Origin of the sequence: Flavobacterium sp. C4GT6, from assembly GCF_036347315.1 — a bacterium.
GTDB lineage: Bacteria > Bacteroidota > Bacteroidia > Flavobacteriales > Flavobacteriaceae > Flavobacterium.
On sequence record NZ_JAZGZU010000010.1, the window covers coordinates 83,674 to 98,963 of the forward strand.

General features: G+C 37.7%; 15 protein-coding genes and 1 riboswitch. Of the genes, 2 read left to right on the forward strand and 13 right to left on the reverse strand.

The features are described 5' to 3' along the window. Position 1: 1 nt before the first annotated feature. The gene (locus V3Z67_RS12520) at positions 2-496 is read right to left on the reverse strand and encodes a GNAT family N-acetyltransferase (protein WP_330443628.1); all 495 of its coding nucleotides are present in this window, start codon (positions 494-496) and stop codon (positions 2-4) included. Positions 497-764: 268 nt separating this feature from the next. After that, a complete protein-coding gene (fumC, locus tag V3Z67_RS12525) occupies positions 765-2,162 on the reverse strand; it encodes a class II fumarate hydratase (protein ID WP_330443629.1) in 1,398 nt (465 codons plus the stop codon). 410 nt (positions 2,163-2,572) lie between these two features. Next, positions 2,573-2,637: riboswitch (Fluoride riboswitch) on the forward strand. A gap of 39 nt (positions 2,638-2,676) precedes the next feature. Between fumC and V3Z67_RS12530 the strand changes: the two genes are divergently transcribed. Then, positions 2,677-4,017, forward strand: a complete 1,341-nt coding sequence (locus V3Z67_RS12530) for a voltage-gated chloride channel family protein (protein WP_330443630.1) — start codon at positions 2,677-2,679, stop codon at positions 4,015-4,017. Here the strand turns inward: V3Z67_RS12530 and V3Z67_RS12535 are convergent. From V3Z67_RS12535 to V3Z67_RS12555, 5 genes are all read right to left on the reverse strand, one after another. Beyond that, positions 3,987-6,257 (reverse strand): ATP-binding protein, encoded by a 2,271-nt coding sequence (locus tag V3Z67_RS12535; RefSeq protein ID WP_330443631.1) that lies wholly within the window; start codon positions 6,255-6,257, stop codon positions 3,987-3,989. The genes V3Z67_RS12530 and V3Z67_RS12535 overlap by 31 nt on opposite strands. Before the next feature lie 13 nt (positions 6,258-6,270). Then, positions 6,271-6,864, reverse strand: coding sequence for a biliverdin-producing heme oxygenase (locus tag V3Z67_RS12540; RefSeq protein WP_330443632.1), 594 nt, complete (start codon positions 6,862-6,864; stop codon positions 6,271-6,273). 15 nt (positions 6,865-6,879) lie between these two features. Then, complete coding sequence (locus tag V3Z67_RS12545; RefSeq protein WP_330443633.1) at positions 6,880-7,314, reverse strand: response regulator; 435 nt, start codon at positions 7,312-7,314, stop codon at positions 6,880-6,882. A 143-nt stretch (positions 7,315-7,457) separates the two neighbouring features. Continuing rightward, positions 7,458-7,904, reverse strand: coding sequence for a response regulator (locus V3Z67_RS12550; protein WP_330443634.1), 447 nt, complete (start codon positions 7,902-7,904; stop codon positions 7,458-7,460). An 8-nt stretch (positions 7,905-7,912) separates the two neighbouring features. After that, positions 7,913-8,473, reverse strand: a complete 561-nt coding sequence (locus V3Z67_RS12555; protein WP_330443635.1) for a helix-turn-helix domain-containing protein — start codon at positions 8,471-8,473, stop codon at positions 7,913-7,915. A gap of 231 nt (positions 8,474-8,704) precedes the next feature. Between V3Z67_RS12555 and V3Z67_RS12560 the strand changes: the two genes are divergently transcribed. Next, entirely contained in the window at positions 8,705-9,379 is a 675-nt protein-coding gene (locus tag V3Z67_RS12560) for a hypothetical protein (RefSeq protein WP_330443636.1), read from the forward strand. 54 nt (positions 9,380-9,433) lie between these two features. Here V3Z67_RS12560 and V3Z67_RS12565 read toward each other — a convergent pair whose 3' ends face one another. The 6 genes from V3Z67_RS12565 to V3Z67_RS12590 form a co-directional block, all read right to left on the reverse strand. Next, positions 9,434-9,847, reverse strand: coding sequence for a VOC family protein (locus V3Z67_RS12565; RefSeq protein ID WP_330443637.1), 414 nt, complete (start codon positions 9,845-9,847; stop codon positions 9,434-9,436). A gap of 176 nt (positions 9,848-10,023) precedes the next feature. Further along, positions 10,024-10,407 carry a DUF3037 domain-containing protein gene (locus V3Z67_RS12570; protein WP_157484334.1) on the reverse strand — a complete coding sequence of 128 codons (384 nt, stop codon included), beginning with the start codon at positions 10,405-10,407 and terminating at the stop codon, positions 10,024-10,026. Then, complete coding sequence (locus V3Z67_RS12575) at positions 10,397-11,179, reverse strand: HipA family kinase (protein ID WP_330443638.1); 783 nt, start codon at positions 11,177-11,179, stop codon at positions 10,397-10,399. Before V3Z67_RS12575 ends, V3Z67_RS12570 begins: the two co-directional genes overlap by 11 nt. Before the next feature lie 98 nt (positions 11,180-11,277). Continuing rightward, positions 11,278-11,829 (reverse strand): hypothetical protein, encoded by a 552-nt coding sequence (locus V3Z67_RS12580; RefSeq protein ID WP_330443639.1) that lies wholly within the window; start codon positions 11,827-11,829, stop codon positions 11,278-11,280. 75 nt (positions 11,830-11,904) lie between these two features. Then, positions 11,905-13,734 (reverse strand): hypothetical protein, encoded by a 1,830-nt coding sequence (locus V3Z67_RS12585; protein WP_330443640.1) that lies wholly within the window; start codon positions 13,732-13,734, stop codon positions 11,905-11,907. A 167-nt stretch (positions 13,735-13,901) separates the two neighbouring features. Next, positions 13,902-15,284, reverse strand: a complete 1,383-nt coding sequence (locus tag V3Z67_RS12590) for a sensor histidine kinase (protein ID WP_330443641.1) — start codon at positions 15,282-15,284, stop codon at positions 13,902-13,904. Positions 15,285-15,290 lie beyond the last annotated feature (6 nt).

The window sequence follows — 15,290 nt, forward strand, 5'->3', positions numbered from 1 at the left end:
GCTATAAATGGAGTTCCATAAACACTACATCCAGCCAGTGGTTAAACTTAAAGCCTACTTCCTTTAATAATCCCGCTTCCCTGAAACCGAATTTTTTATGGAACTCTATACTGCTTTTGTTTTCGGCATCTATACCAGCTATCATGCTGTGCATACCCTGTTTTTTGGCAAGTACAATAAGGTCGGCTAAGAGCATTTTCCCTATGCCTTTACCATGATATTCCTCATTTACATAAACTGAATGTTCTACAGTGTATTTGTAACCGTCTTTAGTACGGAAGGTTCCATAAGTACCATAACCTGCCACCTTACCTTTAATATCAGCAACAATAACGGGCCATTCTGCTTCCTGCTTTTCTTTAAACCACTGTTGTATATACTCCATTGATTTCACATTATAGTCATACAAAGCGGTAGAGTATAGTATGTTGTGATTTACTATAGCCAGTATACCTTCAAGGTCGTTTATAGTGGCAGGACGAAGGGTTGTTTCCATATAACAAATATAATTTATTCCTGCTTTTGTTTTATAAGGATTGTTTTGTCTTGAAACAAAAGAACCAAAAATTCAAGGCTTGAACTCTTTAGACTATAAATTATTTCATTCAGCTAAACCATCCGAACTCGGCTTTGCCTCAAACAGCGGATGCTTATTAACGCTTCATTTATAATTTTCTTACATCACAGAGTTTAATCCCGGTAGAACTTTCGGGTAAAATAAAAGCCCCGCTATTGCGGGGTCTTTTATAAAAGTTAAGTATGTCTTATTTTAAAGAACCTACCATATCTTCAGGTTTAACCCAAGCGTCAAAATCTTCAGGAGACACATAACCTAAACGTACAGCCTCTTCTTTAAGAGTAGTACCGTTTTTGTGTGCTGTTTGAGCGATTTCGGCAGCTTTGTAGTAACCGATTTTGGTATTAAGCGCAGTTACAAGCATTAATGAGTTGCTTACAAGTTCGTTGATACGGGTGTGGTTTGGTTCAATTCCCTGCGCACAGTGCTCATCAAAAGATACACATGCATCACCTATAAGTCTGGCCGACTGTAGGAAGTTAGCAGCCATAACCGGTTTGAATACGTTAAGTTCGTAGTGACCCTGAGTGCCACCTACAGTGATAGCCACATCGTTACCCATTACCTGAGCACAAACCATAGTTAGAGCCTCACATTGGGTAGGGTTAACTTTACCCGGCATGATAGATGATCCCGGTTCGTTTTCAGGGATAAGGATTTCACCAATTCCCGAACGCGGACCAGATGCAAGCATACGGATATCGTTTGCTATTTTGTTTAATGATACAGCAAGCTGTTTTAATGCACCGTGAGTTTCCACAATAGCATCGTGTGCAGCAAGAGCCTCAAATTTGTTCTCTGCAGTTACAAAAGGATGTCCTGTAAATTTAGCGATGTACTCGGCTACTTTTACATCATATCCTTCAGGAGTGTTAAGTCCTGTACCTACAGCAGTACCACCAAGGGCCACTTCAGATAGGTGAGCTAAAGTATTTTTAAGTGCTTTTAAACCGTAGTTAAGCTGTGCCACATAACCTGAAAGCTCCTGACCTAAAGTTAGGGGAGTAGCATCCATAAGGTGAGTACGGCCTATTTTTACTACGTTCATAAACTCCTGAGACTTTTTGTGTAAAGTATCACGAAGTTGTTCTACACCCGGAATAGTGATTTCCACAACAGCTTTGTAAGCAGCAATGTGCATACCTGTTGGGAAAGTATCGTTAGAAGACTGGGATTTGTTTACGTCATCGTTAGCTTTAAGTACCGGCTCACCTTCGCCAATTTTACCTCCGGCAATAACCTGAGCTCTGTTTGCAACAACCTCGTTTACGTTCATATTACTTTGCGTACCCGAACCAGTTTGCCATATTACAAGCGGAAACTGATCTTCCAGTTTACCGGCAAGGATTTCGTCGCAAACCTGAGCGATAGCATCACGCTTCTCTACAGATAGTACGCCTAAATCGTGGTTAGCATAGGCAGCAGCTTTTTTAAGGTAAGCAAAACCTTCTACGATTTCTTTTGGCATAGAAGCGGCATTACCTATCTTAAAGTTGTTTCTTGAACGTTCGGTTTGTGCGCCCCAATAATTGTCTGCAGGGACTTTCACTTCACCCATGGTGTCTTTTTCTATTCTGTATTCCATTTTTTGTGTATTTATTGTAATTCAGTTTGATTTGGTTTTTTAAAACGTAACTGACTGATGTTGTGAACGCGTTTTAAAAACTCAGCCAAAAATAAGCAATATAGCCAGGTATTGAAAACGATTTCATAAAATTATTTTGTGGGTTTTTTGGTTTTTTGTGTTGGTAAAAATAAATTTTAGGATTATCTTTGGCGTGAATTTAGAATAAACATATATACGATCATGTTCGAATTTCATCAATACTTAGGTTTCTTAGGCTTTCTAACTATTTTAACAATAGGATTTTGGTTAATGATGTTCCTTGTAAGCTTCGTGTTTTACTGGTTAGGCGGTGCAACCGTTGAGTTAATCAAAGAGAGAAGAGCTAACAGAAATAGCGAAAACTAATAAAAGCTGCCACAGGTAGCTTTTTTAATACAGGCAATGATGTCTGCCTTGAACTGCCCTTCAAAGGGCTGATGGCGTCTACAGTTACGGCAATTGCCGTGTAGATCTATTATATAAACAAGGTAACATGAATAAACAATCATTAAGAGGACTCATTGCATCTGTCGAACAGATTCCACAATTTTTTTATCTTTTAAAGTGGCTGCTTATTTCGGCAATTGTCGGGATACTGTGCGGTTCTGCTTCGGCATTCTTTTTAGTTTCGCTTGAATGGGCTACAAATTGGCGTGAAAACCATATTTGGATTATTGCCTTATTACCTTTGGGCGGACTCATAATCGGACTCCTATATCATTATTTTGGCAGTAGTGTTGTTAAAGGCAACAATATGCTGCTGGAAGAACTCCATACCCCTAAACAGGTTATTCCTTTCCGTATGGCGCCACTGGTATTGTTTGGTACTATTGCCACACATTTTTTTGGTGGTTCTGCGGGGCGTGAGGGTACAGCCGTGCAAATGGGTGGCGCCATTGCCGATCAGCTCACCAAGATTTTTAAAATGCGTCCGCGTGACCGTAAAATACTTATTATTATAGGTATTAGTGGAGGTTTTGCCTCTGTATTCGGTACACCGTTGGCGGGAGCTGTTTTCGCGTTAGAGGTTTTGGTTTTGGGAATGATGCGTTATGAGGCGATACTACCTAGTTTCCTTACTGCTGTAGTAGCTAATTATAGCTGCCATTTATGGGGAGTGGGGCACACGCATTACCATATTCCTTTTGTTCCCGAAATGACACCGCTTAACCTGCTGTTAGCAGCAGGAGTAGGTATTGGATTTGGGCTCACAGCTATGCTTTTTTCCCGAATGACACACTTTTGGGGCGAACTTTTCAAATCTAAAATCAGTTATTCTCCGTTACGACCTTTTGTGGGTGGTATAGTAATCGCTGTTGCTGTATTTGCAATTGGTACTACAAAATACATAGGTTTAGGTGTTCCGGTAATTGTAGATGCCTTTAGTCAGGATCTTACTTCATACGATTTTCTACTTAAAATACTGTTTACTTCCTTTACTCTTGGTGCAGGTTTTAAAGGGGGAGAGGTAACACCTTTGTTCTTTATAGGGGCTACACTGGGTAATGCACTGGCATTTTTTGTGCCGTTACCTTTGGCATTACTCGCAGGAATGGGTTTTGTGGCTGTTTTCTCGGGGGCTACTAATACACCAATTGCCTGTACGCTTATGGGTATAGAGCTTTTTGGAGCCGATAGTGCCGTGTTTATAGCGATTGCCTGTGTAGTTGCTTACCTTTTTTCAGGGCATACAGGAATTTATTCGGCGCAGATAGTGGGCAGTTCCAAGCACTTGCTGTTTGGCAGGGAGCAGGATAAAACACTGGCTACTGTAGGCAGTTCGCGTAAGGAAAGGAGAGCCAATTACCTGACTACCCTTTTTGCCGGGAAATAAATACTGATTACCGCTCCTTCGTCTAAATTTCCTGTTGCCGAAATGTACCCGTTGTGGTTTTGTACTATCTTTTTACAAAGCGCCAGCCCAACCCCCGATCCTTTATATTCGGAAGAGGAATTCAGCCTTGTAAATATATTGAATATAGATTCGGCATATTCCTGTTCGAAACCTATACCGTTATCGGCTACATAAACCAGTCGGTATAGCATTTTATCAGCATCATTATGTATTACAGGTACTGCTTCTGCAGATATTTTTACTACAGGCTTTCTGTCGTGAGCTGAATATTTGATGGAGTTGCTTATCAGGTTAGAGAACAGTTGTTTTAAAAGGAATGGTATTCCCTGTATTACAGGAAGCTGATCCACCTGTACCTCGGCCTGTTTTTCCTCGATAGTTTCATGTAATTCGATAATAACATCGTTAACAATATCGGTAAGGTTAACCGGTTCAAAATTACTGTCCTCATGTTTTAGGCGCGTGTATTTAAGTATATCAATAAGTAGGGTTTGCATCCTATTTGCCGAACTGTTCATTCGTCTTATAGAATCTTCAACTTTTTCAGGGATATCCTGTTCTGTACTTAATATTCTTGATGAGATAAGCTGTATTTTGCGTAACGGCTCCTGCAGGTCGTGTGTGCTTATCCAGTTGATATTTTCAAGCTCAGAATTGGTTTCTTTTAATAACTCGCTCAGTTTACGGTATTTTTCCTCCTCCTGCGTAATGATTAACAGGTTTATTTGTCTTTGCAGGCTATAAGCATAAGTTGCTGCCGTGTCCAGTTCGGGTTTTTCCCAAGGCTTGCTTTGGCAGTCTACTATTTCTTTCCAAAGTTTAAAAGAGTTTCTCGGCGAAAGCCCTTTTTTATCCTTAATGATTGATTTATTTGGGTCGCCAGCCCAATTTACTTCCTTCTTCGTTTCGGGTCTGTACCATATAATACAGTTGTTACTTTCTATATCAAGTGAATGGTATATGAGCCCAGAAGTATCTTCGCACATATCTTTATATTCCGGTAATAAGCTGATAAGCTTGTCGGTATGTGTATGTCCGTTTTGTGTATATGTAGCCAGCCAGCTGGATAGTTTTTGTATTTCCTCATCAGGAGGGGTAAGTCCGTTTTTGTATACCGTATTGTTTATTAGTATGGAAACTCCCGATGCGTTACATAGCTCCAGTAAATGAGGCGAAGCTATAAGCTCATCAAAAGTATGATTCTCTGTTAAAGCAATAGCATTAACTTTCTCCAGTGCTGCATTTGTTTTTTGTGACAGTTCGTATTCCTCATTCTTTTGCCTAAGATCAATTTGTGAGGTAATAAAATGTCCCTGTAACTTAGCTGCCAGTCTTAGTTCGGGCGACAGGTTTTTAGGAGAGTAATGGTGGCAGGCGATTAGCCCCCACAATTTTTTCTGGTAAATAAGCGATATGGTAAGTGTGGCGCCAACTCCCATGTTATGCAAATATTGCACGTGTATAGGAGAGGTACTTCTTAAAACAGAAAGGCTTAGGTCCAGATTTTTATTCTCGCTGTTGTCTATGGTATATATAGGAACCGGAGTATAATCAATATCGGTAATAATACGCAGCAGGTTTTGCATATAGAGTTCACGTGCCTGCTTAGGTATGTCGGTATGCGGGTAATGTAAGCCTAAAAACGGCTCAAGGTCTTCCCGTACACTTTCGGCAAAAACCTCTCCGTTATAATCTTTATCAAAACGATAAATCATTACACGGTCATAGCCTGTAATATCGCGTGTTCCTTTGGCTACAAGCTGGCACAATTCCTTAAACGTATTGGTATCGTGCATGTAAGACAGGAACTGTGATGTATTGTTGTATTCGCGGGAAGCGTCTATCTCGTTTACGCTTGCCGGTTCGGCCTCAATAATATAAAGGGAATTGCTTTTGTGAACCGTACATACAAAATGCTTGTCAAACAGACTTATTTTAAGCAGACTTGATGAAAGCATAAGCTTTTTTTCAATATAGTCTTTCAGTTGGGTAAGTGCCTGTTCACCAAAAACGGCATTAAAGGTTTTGCCTAAAACCTGTTCATGACTAATATCGATAAAGTTTTTACTGTTACCGCTGCAAAATTCTATTTTGTAAGTGTTGGAGTGAACGGCAATTAGAAATCCGTGTGGCTGAATGCTTCCCGGAATATGTATGGGTTCCTGTTCACAATTGGTAAGGTTTACAATATCACGATTTACGATATCCTTTATATTCATAAACTAATGAGGGTTAGTTTTGGGTAAAATGCCTGCTAATGGTATTAAAGGCATATTCTGCCCCGGCAATTATTTCGTCTTCATTGTTGTGCTTTTTCTCATAAGCTGTTAATGCATTAAGGAAAGATTTCCACCTGCTACCTGTTTTATTACCGTAACCGGCAAAGTAAGCAGTTCCATTATCTTCGGTAAGGCCTAAAGCAGTGTTGATATTTTTTAATATAACCCTTCCGCCAAGCGAAGAACCTTCAATAACATATAGTATACCCATCCTGAAGGCGGGTGACATGGCTTCTATGTTTTTAAAAGGTTTTTGGTTTTGCATTTTGGCATAGCCCAGCGCACTAAAATCACTTTCTATAAGTGATGCCTTTTTGCGCTCGGCTATATCAGGCATAATAGGGGTAAGGGCTGGAAAAATCTCTTCTTCTGCCTGCTTAACCACATCATGCATAAGGTTTAGGTAATATAAGTACTGGGAAGCTGTTACTTCAGGATCTGTTATTGATTCTGAAACAGGAAGCTTTTCCAGATTTGTATGGGCTACCGATGTTTTGGTACGTAATCTTTCCAAAAACGTTTCGGCAGTCGTAATATCGTTATTCATAATAAAAAAATCTTCTTAGCTGAAATACACGAAGTTATTAGCCTCTACACTAAACTTATCCCAGTTGATTTTAAGGGTATGTTCGATAGATTTTTTAAGCTTATCGAAAGCCCCCGATTTAGGTACATAAAAAGATGCTCCAAGGTCTTTACTTTGCTGTATGGTAATATCATCGCTTGAAGTAGAGAACATTACTACAGGTAAATCTTTATGCTTCTCAGACTCGCGCATACGTCTCAATGTTTCAAGTCCGTTCATTCCCGGCATATTAATATCAAGGAATACAAGGTACGGAGTGGGAGGCGGGTTATCTAACGCGTGCAGTAACTCTTCACCGTTGCGTTGCGTAACCACTTTTACATTAGTATCTATAATGTCGATAATTTCCCTGAAGAAATCAATATCTTCCTGGTCGTCATCGGTATAAAATATTGTTAATTCATTATTCATGGCCTATTAATTTTAAGCGGGTTTGAAACAAATATAGTTTAATTAATACCGAATATCTGTTTACAAGCTGTTAATATTAGAGTTGCAGTGAGTTATGCAGAATATTATAACATCCCTGCTTTAAATTATAAATACTTTACTTACTAAAAATTAAGTATAAAACTATCTTTATTAAGTCCGTCTGTAATATACTGCCAGTTGATGTGAATTACATCTGAAAGTATTTTTTTGAGTTCGGTAAAATCCGAAGGTTTTTTGATGTATACATTGGCTCCTGATATAAATGTCTGTTCCACATCATGATCTGAAGAAGAGGTGGAATATATAGCTACCGAAATGTTTTTAAGTCGTTCACTGTTTCTGATTTCCCTTAAGCATTCCATACCTGATTTTCGGGGCATGTTAAGGTCAAGAAAAATAATGTCCGGGAGAGGATTCTCTTTAACCACAAGATGTTTCATAAGTGATACCCCGTCGTTAAATGTGGTAAGGGTATACTTAATTTTAACCTCTTCAAAGGCTTCGGTAAAAAACAGGCGATCGTCTTCATCGTCGTCTGCAAGCATAATGTGTAAGTGAGTATGCAGCATATACAGGCTTATATATTATTTTCAGCTATTCTTTTTTGCCTCATTATTTTTTGAAAGGTGGTAGGAGTAACCCCGGTTATGTTTTTGAACTGCTGCGACAGATAGGCGACGCTGCTGTAGTTCATCATGAATGAAATTTCGGTAAGGGAAAGACTTTCTGTCATTAACAGCTGTTTTACTCTTTCAATTTTATGTAGGATTATAAAATTTTCTATGGATATAAAGGTAACTTCCGAGAACACCTGTGAGAGGGTGCGGTAACTTTCATTAAGCCTTTCAGAAAGGTATGACGATATTTTTAACGACTGTACGCCCTTATCTGCATAAAGCATTTCTATAATGGCATTCTTGATTTTTTGTACCAATATACTTTTTTGATTGTCAACGATCTCAATGCCATATTCCTTTAGGGAGTCAATCAGCTGATTATATTTTTCCATCGGGATGTTTTCCCTGAATTTGACATATCCGGGTTCGGTTACTTTGCAGTCAATCTCAAATTTGTCTAATTGCTGCTGTAGCAGAACTTTACACATCTGGTCTATGTTATATTTTATGTAAAGCTCCATTAGTTGTCCTTTAATTAGCGGGTAAAATTAGTAATTTTTATTAACATGTGTTTAAGCACGCTACTTTTCATAGCTGTCCTATAGAGTAATATTTGAAGGTGTGTTTTTTTAAAAAATTTAGTTTCAGTATTTTAGGTCTTTTTTATAAATTTAGAAAACCTTTAAAACTTAACATACTGCACTATGCAGGCTCTAACAGGTTAAATAACCCTAAATGCAATATAATAAATTATGCTGTTTTTTCAAATACCTCCTCCCGATGGCGGAATAATTTATACCGAAACCAACATGGAAAATTTGTTTCCCGAACCGTTAAACGCCATTACCTCTATACTGTTTTTGTTTTTGGCATTTTACTGGACCTTTAAATTGTGGGGAAAAGCAAGGCAGCATACCTTTTTGTTTAGCGCTGTTATACTGCTGTATATTGGTGGGATAGGGGGAACGGTATACCACGGACTTCGACAGTGGAGTATTTTTATTATAATGGACTGGCTGCCTATAATGCTGTTGTGTATAGCTGCGGGTATTTACTTTTTAACCCGACTTACAAAATGGTATTATGCCTTAGGGTTAATACTGTTGTATATAGGTTTTCAGTTTTTGTTGCAAAATGTAATTACGGGAGACAGGCATTTACTTATAAACATTAACTATGCGGCTATGGCTGCTATGGTACTATTCCCCGTACTGGCTTATTTAGTAAAAACGAAGTTTGAAAATGGGTTATGGGTAGGGATGGCATTAATCGCCTTTATTTTTGCACTTGCTTTCCGTGTTGGCGATGGTTGGGGCTGGGTGAGTTTCGGGACACATTTTTTATGGCATTTGTTTGGAGCAGTAGCAGCTCACTGTATGTTTCAATACATATACCTTATAAATAAAAGTGATTTAGTTACCGCCTAAAAACACAAAACCCGCTTTGAATGCAAAGCGGGAATGGATAAAAGATAAGATGTGCTATTCGGTTGGCATGGCGCTCATATCCATATAGAATATTTCCCATTGATGTCCGTCTAAATCTTCAAAATTGCGGTTGTACATCCATCCGTAATCTATAGGGTCTTTGTATTGTTTACCTCCGGCAGCAAAAGCTTTTTCTATTATGCTTTCCACTTCTTCATGACTGCTTACAGATAGTGCCGTGATTACCTCTGTTGCTTTTTTAGCATCTGCTATCGGTTTGGTAATAAAGGTACTAAAATACTTTTCGGTAAGCAGCATTGCAAACATGTTTTCTCCTATAATCATGCACGTTGCATTTTCATCTGTAAACTGAGGGTTAAAAGTAAAGCCTACTTTAGTGAAAAATTCGATAGACCTGTTAAGGTCTTTTACCGGAAGGTTAATAAAAATTTGATTGATTTTTGTCATAACTGTTCGTTTGTTGATTTGTATACTACAAAGTTATAAACGAAACCCTCATACAAGGGTGTGTATATTTGACACGCAGAGGGGGAAATCAGGACGATTTTAGTAATTAGAATTGAGAATTGAGAAATCTCATAAATATCTTTTCATCTAATAATCTCACTACTAATATCTCCTATCTATAACACCAAATCTTCAAACAGACGTTGTGTCAGTTTTTCCATATCACTACAAAATCCGGGGTGCGGCCTTGAGGTTTGTATAACCGAACTACGCACAGCCGTTAGCCACCTGAAACGTTCGGGGGCTTCCATTTGCGCGATTGGTCCGCCGTCTTTGGCGCCCCGTGCTATTTTTTCAAACGATTCCAGGTTTTGTTTTATCTGGTCGATATCGGTTTCCGGAGAGAACAGCAGTATTTTAGGTTCGTTGATAGTATAAAGCGCCTTAACGAACTTTTGCCTTTTGCAAAACACTATAACCCCTACATTTAGGAATTCTTCGCGCTCCACACGGGGAACAACGCGAATCACGGCATATTCATATAGGTGTTTATCTTGCATTTTTAGCCTGATTTACAAAAATATCACTGTTTTCTAATCTCGTTAGCAGGAACTGAGTGTACACTTCGCGCACCTGTTCCGGCTCAAGGTCGTTATCCTGCCAGTCCATCCATTCGGCAGGGATAAGTGCTGTAATGGAGCGTATTTTCTCTTCGTTAAGCAATGCTTTATACTCGGTATTCACCTCGTTCAGCAGGGTTGCCTGTGGCAGCAGTACATGATCTTTAATCAAAGCAAACGGAGTTACCGCAGCAGCCTGAGGATCGTTAAACGAATGGTGGAAATACAGCGAAGCACCGTGGTCTATAAGCCACAGTTCCTTGTGCCATATAAGCATATTGGTATTACGGAAGGTACGGTCTACATTGGTAATAAAAGCGTCTAGCCATACAATTTGTGACGCCATTTTAGCATCGACAGTTGTAACAACTGGATCGAAGTTTATAGCCCCCGAAAGGTAGTGCAGGGCAAGGTTAAGCCCCTGGCTAAACTGTAGTAAATCCTGAATTTCCTCGTCGGCTTCGGTACGTCCGAAAGCTTCATCAAGATTGGCAAACACCAGTTCGGGTACGGGTAAACCCAGTAATCGTGCCATTTCACCACCTATAAGTTCGGCGATAAGGGCTTTGGTTCCGTGTCCGGCACCGCGAAATTTAAGTACGTATTTAAAGTCGTCGTCAGCCTCGGCAATAGCAGGCAGCGAACCGCCCTCGCGCAGCGGGGTAACATAACGCGTTACGTTTACGGTACGTAATTGTGGTGTTTTGCTCATGGTTACTAAGTACAGCTTTTACAAAGCAGTTTTGTGCTGTAAAAATAGCGAATTTTTATAAAGAAGCCCTTTTTGTTACCCTTATGGGAAACAGGTGTTTAAACCGAAGGCATGGCAGTAGGGTACCAGTTTTTGTCTTCAAGGAAGGAAATGATATCGTTAAAGCCCTCTTGGGTTACTTCTTTTTTAGAGATGATGAAAGCCGGTGTAGCCGATGTATCAAAATACAACAGTACGCTGTTTTTATTAATTACCTTAAAACTGGTGCAGTTATCCCAACTTAGGGTTATTGCCACTCCGTTTGTCGTATAATGTAAAGCCTCTTTAGTGAACTCCAGTACTCCGGTTGTGTTTTTCCATTTTTGGATTGCAGCTTCAATAAGGCGGTGTTGTTTTCTCCTGTTCTTACTGATGTTTATGTAGTGGTTAATACAGTTGATAGCCAAATGCAACCCTACAGCTATAAACACATACCCTGCATTTGCCACGCCAAGCCCCGAAACTAAAAACCAACCGCCAATACCGGTAATTAATATGGCCTGTGCCAGTAACAAATGGGTGTTTCTTACCCTGGTGTACCAAAGGTGGTTAAGGGCATCAATAGTTTTTTCCCTGTAAAGGGCAGGATTAAAGGGTATTTCAAATTTCATTTATATATAGCGTGGTTTGGCGTAAATATAAAGAATGTTTTGATTATGAGTGAAGATGTTTAATCATTTCAATTATTAAGGTTTACATATAATTCTAAAATCTACATTTCTTTCTTGTGCAATAGAGAGAATAGAATTTATATTCCATAGAATTTGAATAATAACTTCTTTATTTTTAAAGTTTTCATTTTTCTTTAATCTTATTATCTTTTCTTCCAACTTACTTTTACTAATGAAGTTTACAACAATAAATATTCTTCTTTTTACATAAGGGCTTGATGAAGTATGTGAAATTAAATTCTTTATAATTTCTATTTTATTTTCTCCTTTAGGGCATTTTCTTATTCTACTTATTTTAGTTATAGTATTTGAATGTTTAAAATATTCATTCCATTTTTGTTTTCTACGTTCAATTAACTCATTATTTAAATCTAAAAAACCTAAGTTTTTTTGTGCTTGATCAAAAACTTCTCCCAAGCGTGTAGCAGATAAGCCTTTACTAGAATACTTTGCATGATAAAAACTAATATTAGTGTCATCAGCAGAGATAAAATCTCCCCATTCAGTACCTTTATCTTCACAAATTAATACTTTTGAATTTTTAGCTTCATAATTTTCTATATGTCCAAATAAGGAGTGCTGATTAAATTTTATAGTATCTACGGTGAAATCACTTTCTGCCCCTTTTTCTGATGTAATATTTTCTAATTCTTCTCTTGCTATAAATGTTTCAAAAAAGAAATCTAGATTTTCTAAAAGTTTACTATCCTTAAAAATTTTTTTCTGTGTATAAATGTATTCAAACTCCTTAAAATTTACTATAAAGTTATTATTACTATTGATATACGTATTTAGTGATGTTTTATAACCATTATCAAACTCTAGCTTAATTTTTTTGAAAAACTTATTATATAGAGAAAAGCCGTTTTCTCTAATATTTAATATTGTTTCATCTGCAGTATATTTCTTTTCTTCAATTTTTGTTAGAGGGATTAAGCCTTGGTACTCATTAATTACCATTTCTAAAGATAAATCTATTTTTTCTCCATCTTCGAACATGTAACAATCAGATAAATTTCCTCTTTCGACTTCATCTAATAAATCATAGAATTTTATAAAAAGATAGTTTGGCTCAATACTATTAATTATACTTTTAAAATCAATACGTTTAGCAAACCCATCAAGAAAACTACTTTTTGGAAGAGTAATGTAGGCTTTATCAATTAATTTTAGAGTATCTACGATCCAATATATGATTTCATTGAACTCAGTTTTAAGATTAAAGGAATTGACTCTTGATGTTTTTATTGATATCGTATGTTTATGATCAGATTCTTCTATTCTAATACTATTTAATATTTCTTTACTAGCTCCAAACCTAGAATAAAAAGCTTTTAAATCTTTTCCTTCAGAAATCTTTCTATGAGTTGCTATTTCTGAAGTATTCATATTACTGGCTTCTATTTTTTCAAATTTACTGTTTTCGGTAACTAAGAATCTTGATATAACATCATAGTCAATTCCTTCAGTATATTCATTTATAAGTTTTTTGATTCCAGATACATTTCGGCGAATGATACCTATATAATTTTCAATTTCAATTATAAGAAATAGCCCAAATTTTTTCTCAATTAAATATGAGTTAGAATTTTTGAGAAAAGTTGGTTTTGATTCGAATTCAAAAATATCTAACGAATATGTTGCAATTTCAACTCCTTCACTATTATTAAAAGGTTTTTTAATGATTGGAACATATTTTTTTTTAGCACCTTTATCATCTTTTGAACTTCTAAAAGCTGTTTCTATAGCAGTCTTTGTTAATTTTTTTGATTTTTTATAGAAATATGCATTCTCATTTAAAATCAGATTTTTTAAATCTTTGTCACTTAATTTAGGAATAGACATAATATATTCATTTACTGGTTATTAACACAATTTAGTAAAAATTTAAGTGTTAAATATTCAACAGGTTAAAATGCAGTATTTTACACATAGCTTATTACGTATAAACACGTAACAAAAAATCCCAAAGCATACACTTTGGGATTTTTTGTATAATAGAGTAGAAGTTCTTATTTTAAAAACAACCTAACCGTAGTACCCTTTTCCTCTTTACTGTAAATATCAATAGCGATACCCAGTAGAGAGCATAGGCGTTTTACGATAGAAAGCCCAAGCCCCGTACCTTTAATGTTGCTGTGTTCGGTTGCTTTGGAGCGGTAAAACTGATTGAATATTTTTTGCAGGTCGTGCGCCGGTATACCCATACCGTTATCGGTTATGGTAATACAGGTACCGTCGTTCCGGTTTATGGATACGGTTATTTTACCATTATCGGGCGAATACTTAATGGCATTCGAGATAAGGTTGTTTACAATAATGGAAAACAGGTATTCGTCGGTTTCATGATAGTAGTCCTTATCAATTTCGGTTACCAGTTGTATATTTTTATCCTTTACCGTTTGTGAATAGCGGGTAAGGGTATCCAGTAATACTGAATTAAGGTAAACGCTTTCGGGCTTAATGGACTGTTTTTGGTTTTCAAAACGCGCCAATAGCAATAGCTGATCTACCATGTGGTTAAGGCGGTTAACTTCGCTGATGCAAAAGTTTATTTTCTCTTCATATTCCTCACGGTCACGGGGCTTGCGTATCAATACTTCCAGAGTTCCCTTTATTACGGCAAGGGGAGTGCGTAGTTCATGTGAGGCATCGCTTGTAAACTGCTTTTCGCGCTCAATGGCATTTTGTATACGGTCCAACAGGTTGTTTATGGTTTGCGATAGTGTGTATAGTTCGTCTTTATTGGGCGGTAACGGAATACGTGAGGTAAGGTTATCACGTGTAATATCGTTTGACGTACTCATTATAGATGCTACAGGCTTAATACTACGCCCCGCAATAATACGGGCAATAATAAACAGTACTACCAAAACAAGGGGATAGGCTATCCAAAGTATTTTGCTCAGGTTGTCAATCACCATTGCAGCATCTTCAAGCGGGGCGGCAACCAATATATAACCTACCACATTATCGTTACTGGTTACGGGTACTTCTATCTGCCTAATCGACTTGTTTTGCAGCCAGGTATCGTAAGAGAGGGTTTTCTTCTTTTTGTGTTTTATGTGCAGGAACGACTCCTTAAGGTTGGGCGACTTATCAGTATAATTACCGTCGGCATCTACAAACTCAATAAAAATAGGGTTTATGTCCAGCGTGTTATGTTCTTTTTCCTGCCATTCCAGTGAGTCCTGTATGGCAAAGCCTGTATCGTTTATACTGATTTCGGTCATCAAATCGGCTACCTCAATACTCAGGTCGCGTTCCACATCGCTGTATACGCTTTGGCGTACGGTAAAATAAATAACCACAAACACAGCAAACACAAGCAGGGCAGTGCTCACAATATAGTAAAATGCAATACGGTTGCGAAAAGAAAACGATATGGCTTTCACTGGGGG

Excerpts from the sequence above, each read along its gene's own strand:
- V3Z67_RS12520 (WP_330443628.1), bottom strand. The coding sequence starts at position 496 with ATGGAAACAACCCTTCGTCCTGCCACTATAAACGACCTTGAAGGTATA.
- fumC (WP_330443629.1), bottom strand. The coding sequence starts at position 2,162 with ATGGAATACAGAATAGAAAAAGACACCATGGGTGAAGTGAAAGTCCCT.
- V3Z67_RS12530 (WP_330443630.1), top strand. The coding sequence starts at position 2,677 with ATGAATAAACAATCATTAAGAGGACTCATTGCATCTGTCGAACAGATT.
- V3Z67_RS12535 (WP_330443631.1), bottom strand. The coding sequence starts at position 6,257 with ATGAATATAAAGGATATCGTAAATCGTGATATTGTAAACCTTACCAAT.
- V3Z67_RS12540 (WP_330443632.1), bottom strand. The coding sequence starts at position 6,864 with ATGAATAACGATATTACGACTGCCGAAACGTTTTTGGAAAGATTACGT.
- V3Z67_RS12545 (WP_330443633.1), bottom strand. The coding sequence starts at position 7,314 with ATGAATAATGAATTAACAATATTTTATACCGATGACGACCAGGAAGAT.
- V3Z67_RS12550 (WP_330443634.1), bottom strand. The coding sequence starts at position 7,904 with ATGCTGCATACTCACTTACACATTATGCTTGCAGACGACGATGAAGAC.
- V3Z67_RS12555 (WP_330443635.1), bottom strand. The coding sequence starts at position 8,473 with ATGGAGCTTTACATAAAATATAACATAGACCAGATGTGTAAAGTTCTG.
- V3Z67_RS12560 (WP_330443636.1), top strand. The coding sequence starts at position 8,705 with ATGCTGTTTTTTCAAATACCTCCTCCCGATGGCGGAATAATTTATACC.
- V3Z67_RS12565 (WP_330443637.1), bottom strand. The coding sequence starts at position 9,847 with ATGACAAAAATCAATCAAATTTTTATTAACCTTCCGGTAAAAGACCTT.
- V3Z67_RS12570 (WP_157484334.1), bottom strand. The coding sequence starts at position 10,407 with ATGCAAGATAAACACCTATATGAATATGCCGTGATTCGCGTTGTTCCC.
- V3Z67_RS12575 (WP_330443638.1), bottom strand. The coding sequence starts at position 11,179 with ATGAGCAAAACACCACAATTACGTACCGTAAACGTAACGCGTTATGTT.
- V3Z67_RS12580 (WP_330443639.1), bottom strand. The coding sequence starts at position 11,829 with ATGAAATTTGAAATACCCTTTAATCCTGCCCTTTACAGGGAAAAAACT.
- V3Z67_RS12585 (WP_330443640.1), bottom strand. The coding sequence starts at position 13,734 with ATGTCTATTCCTAAATTAAGTGACAAAGATTTAAAAAATCTGATTTTA.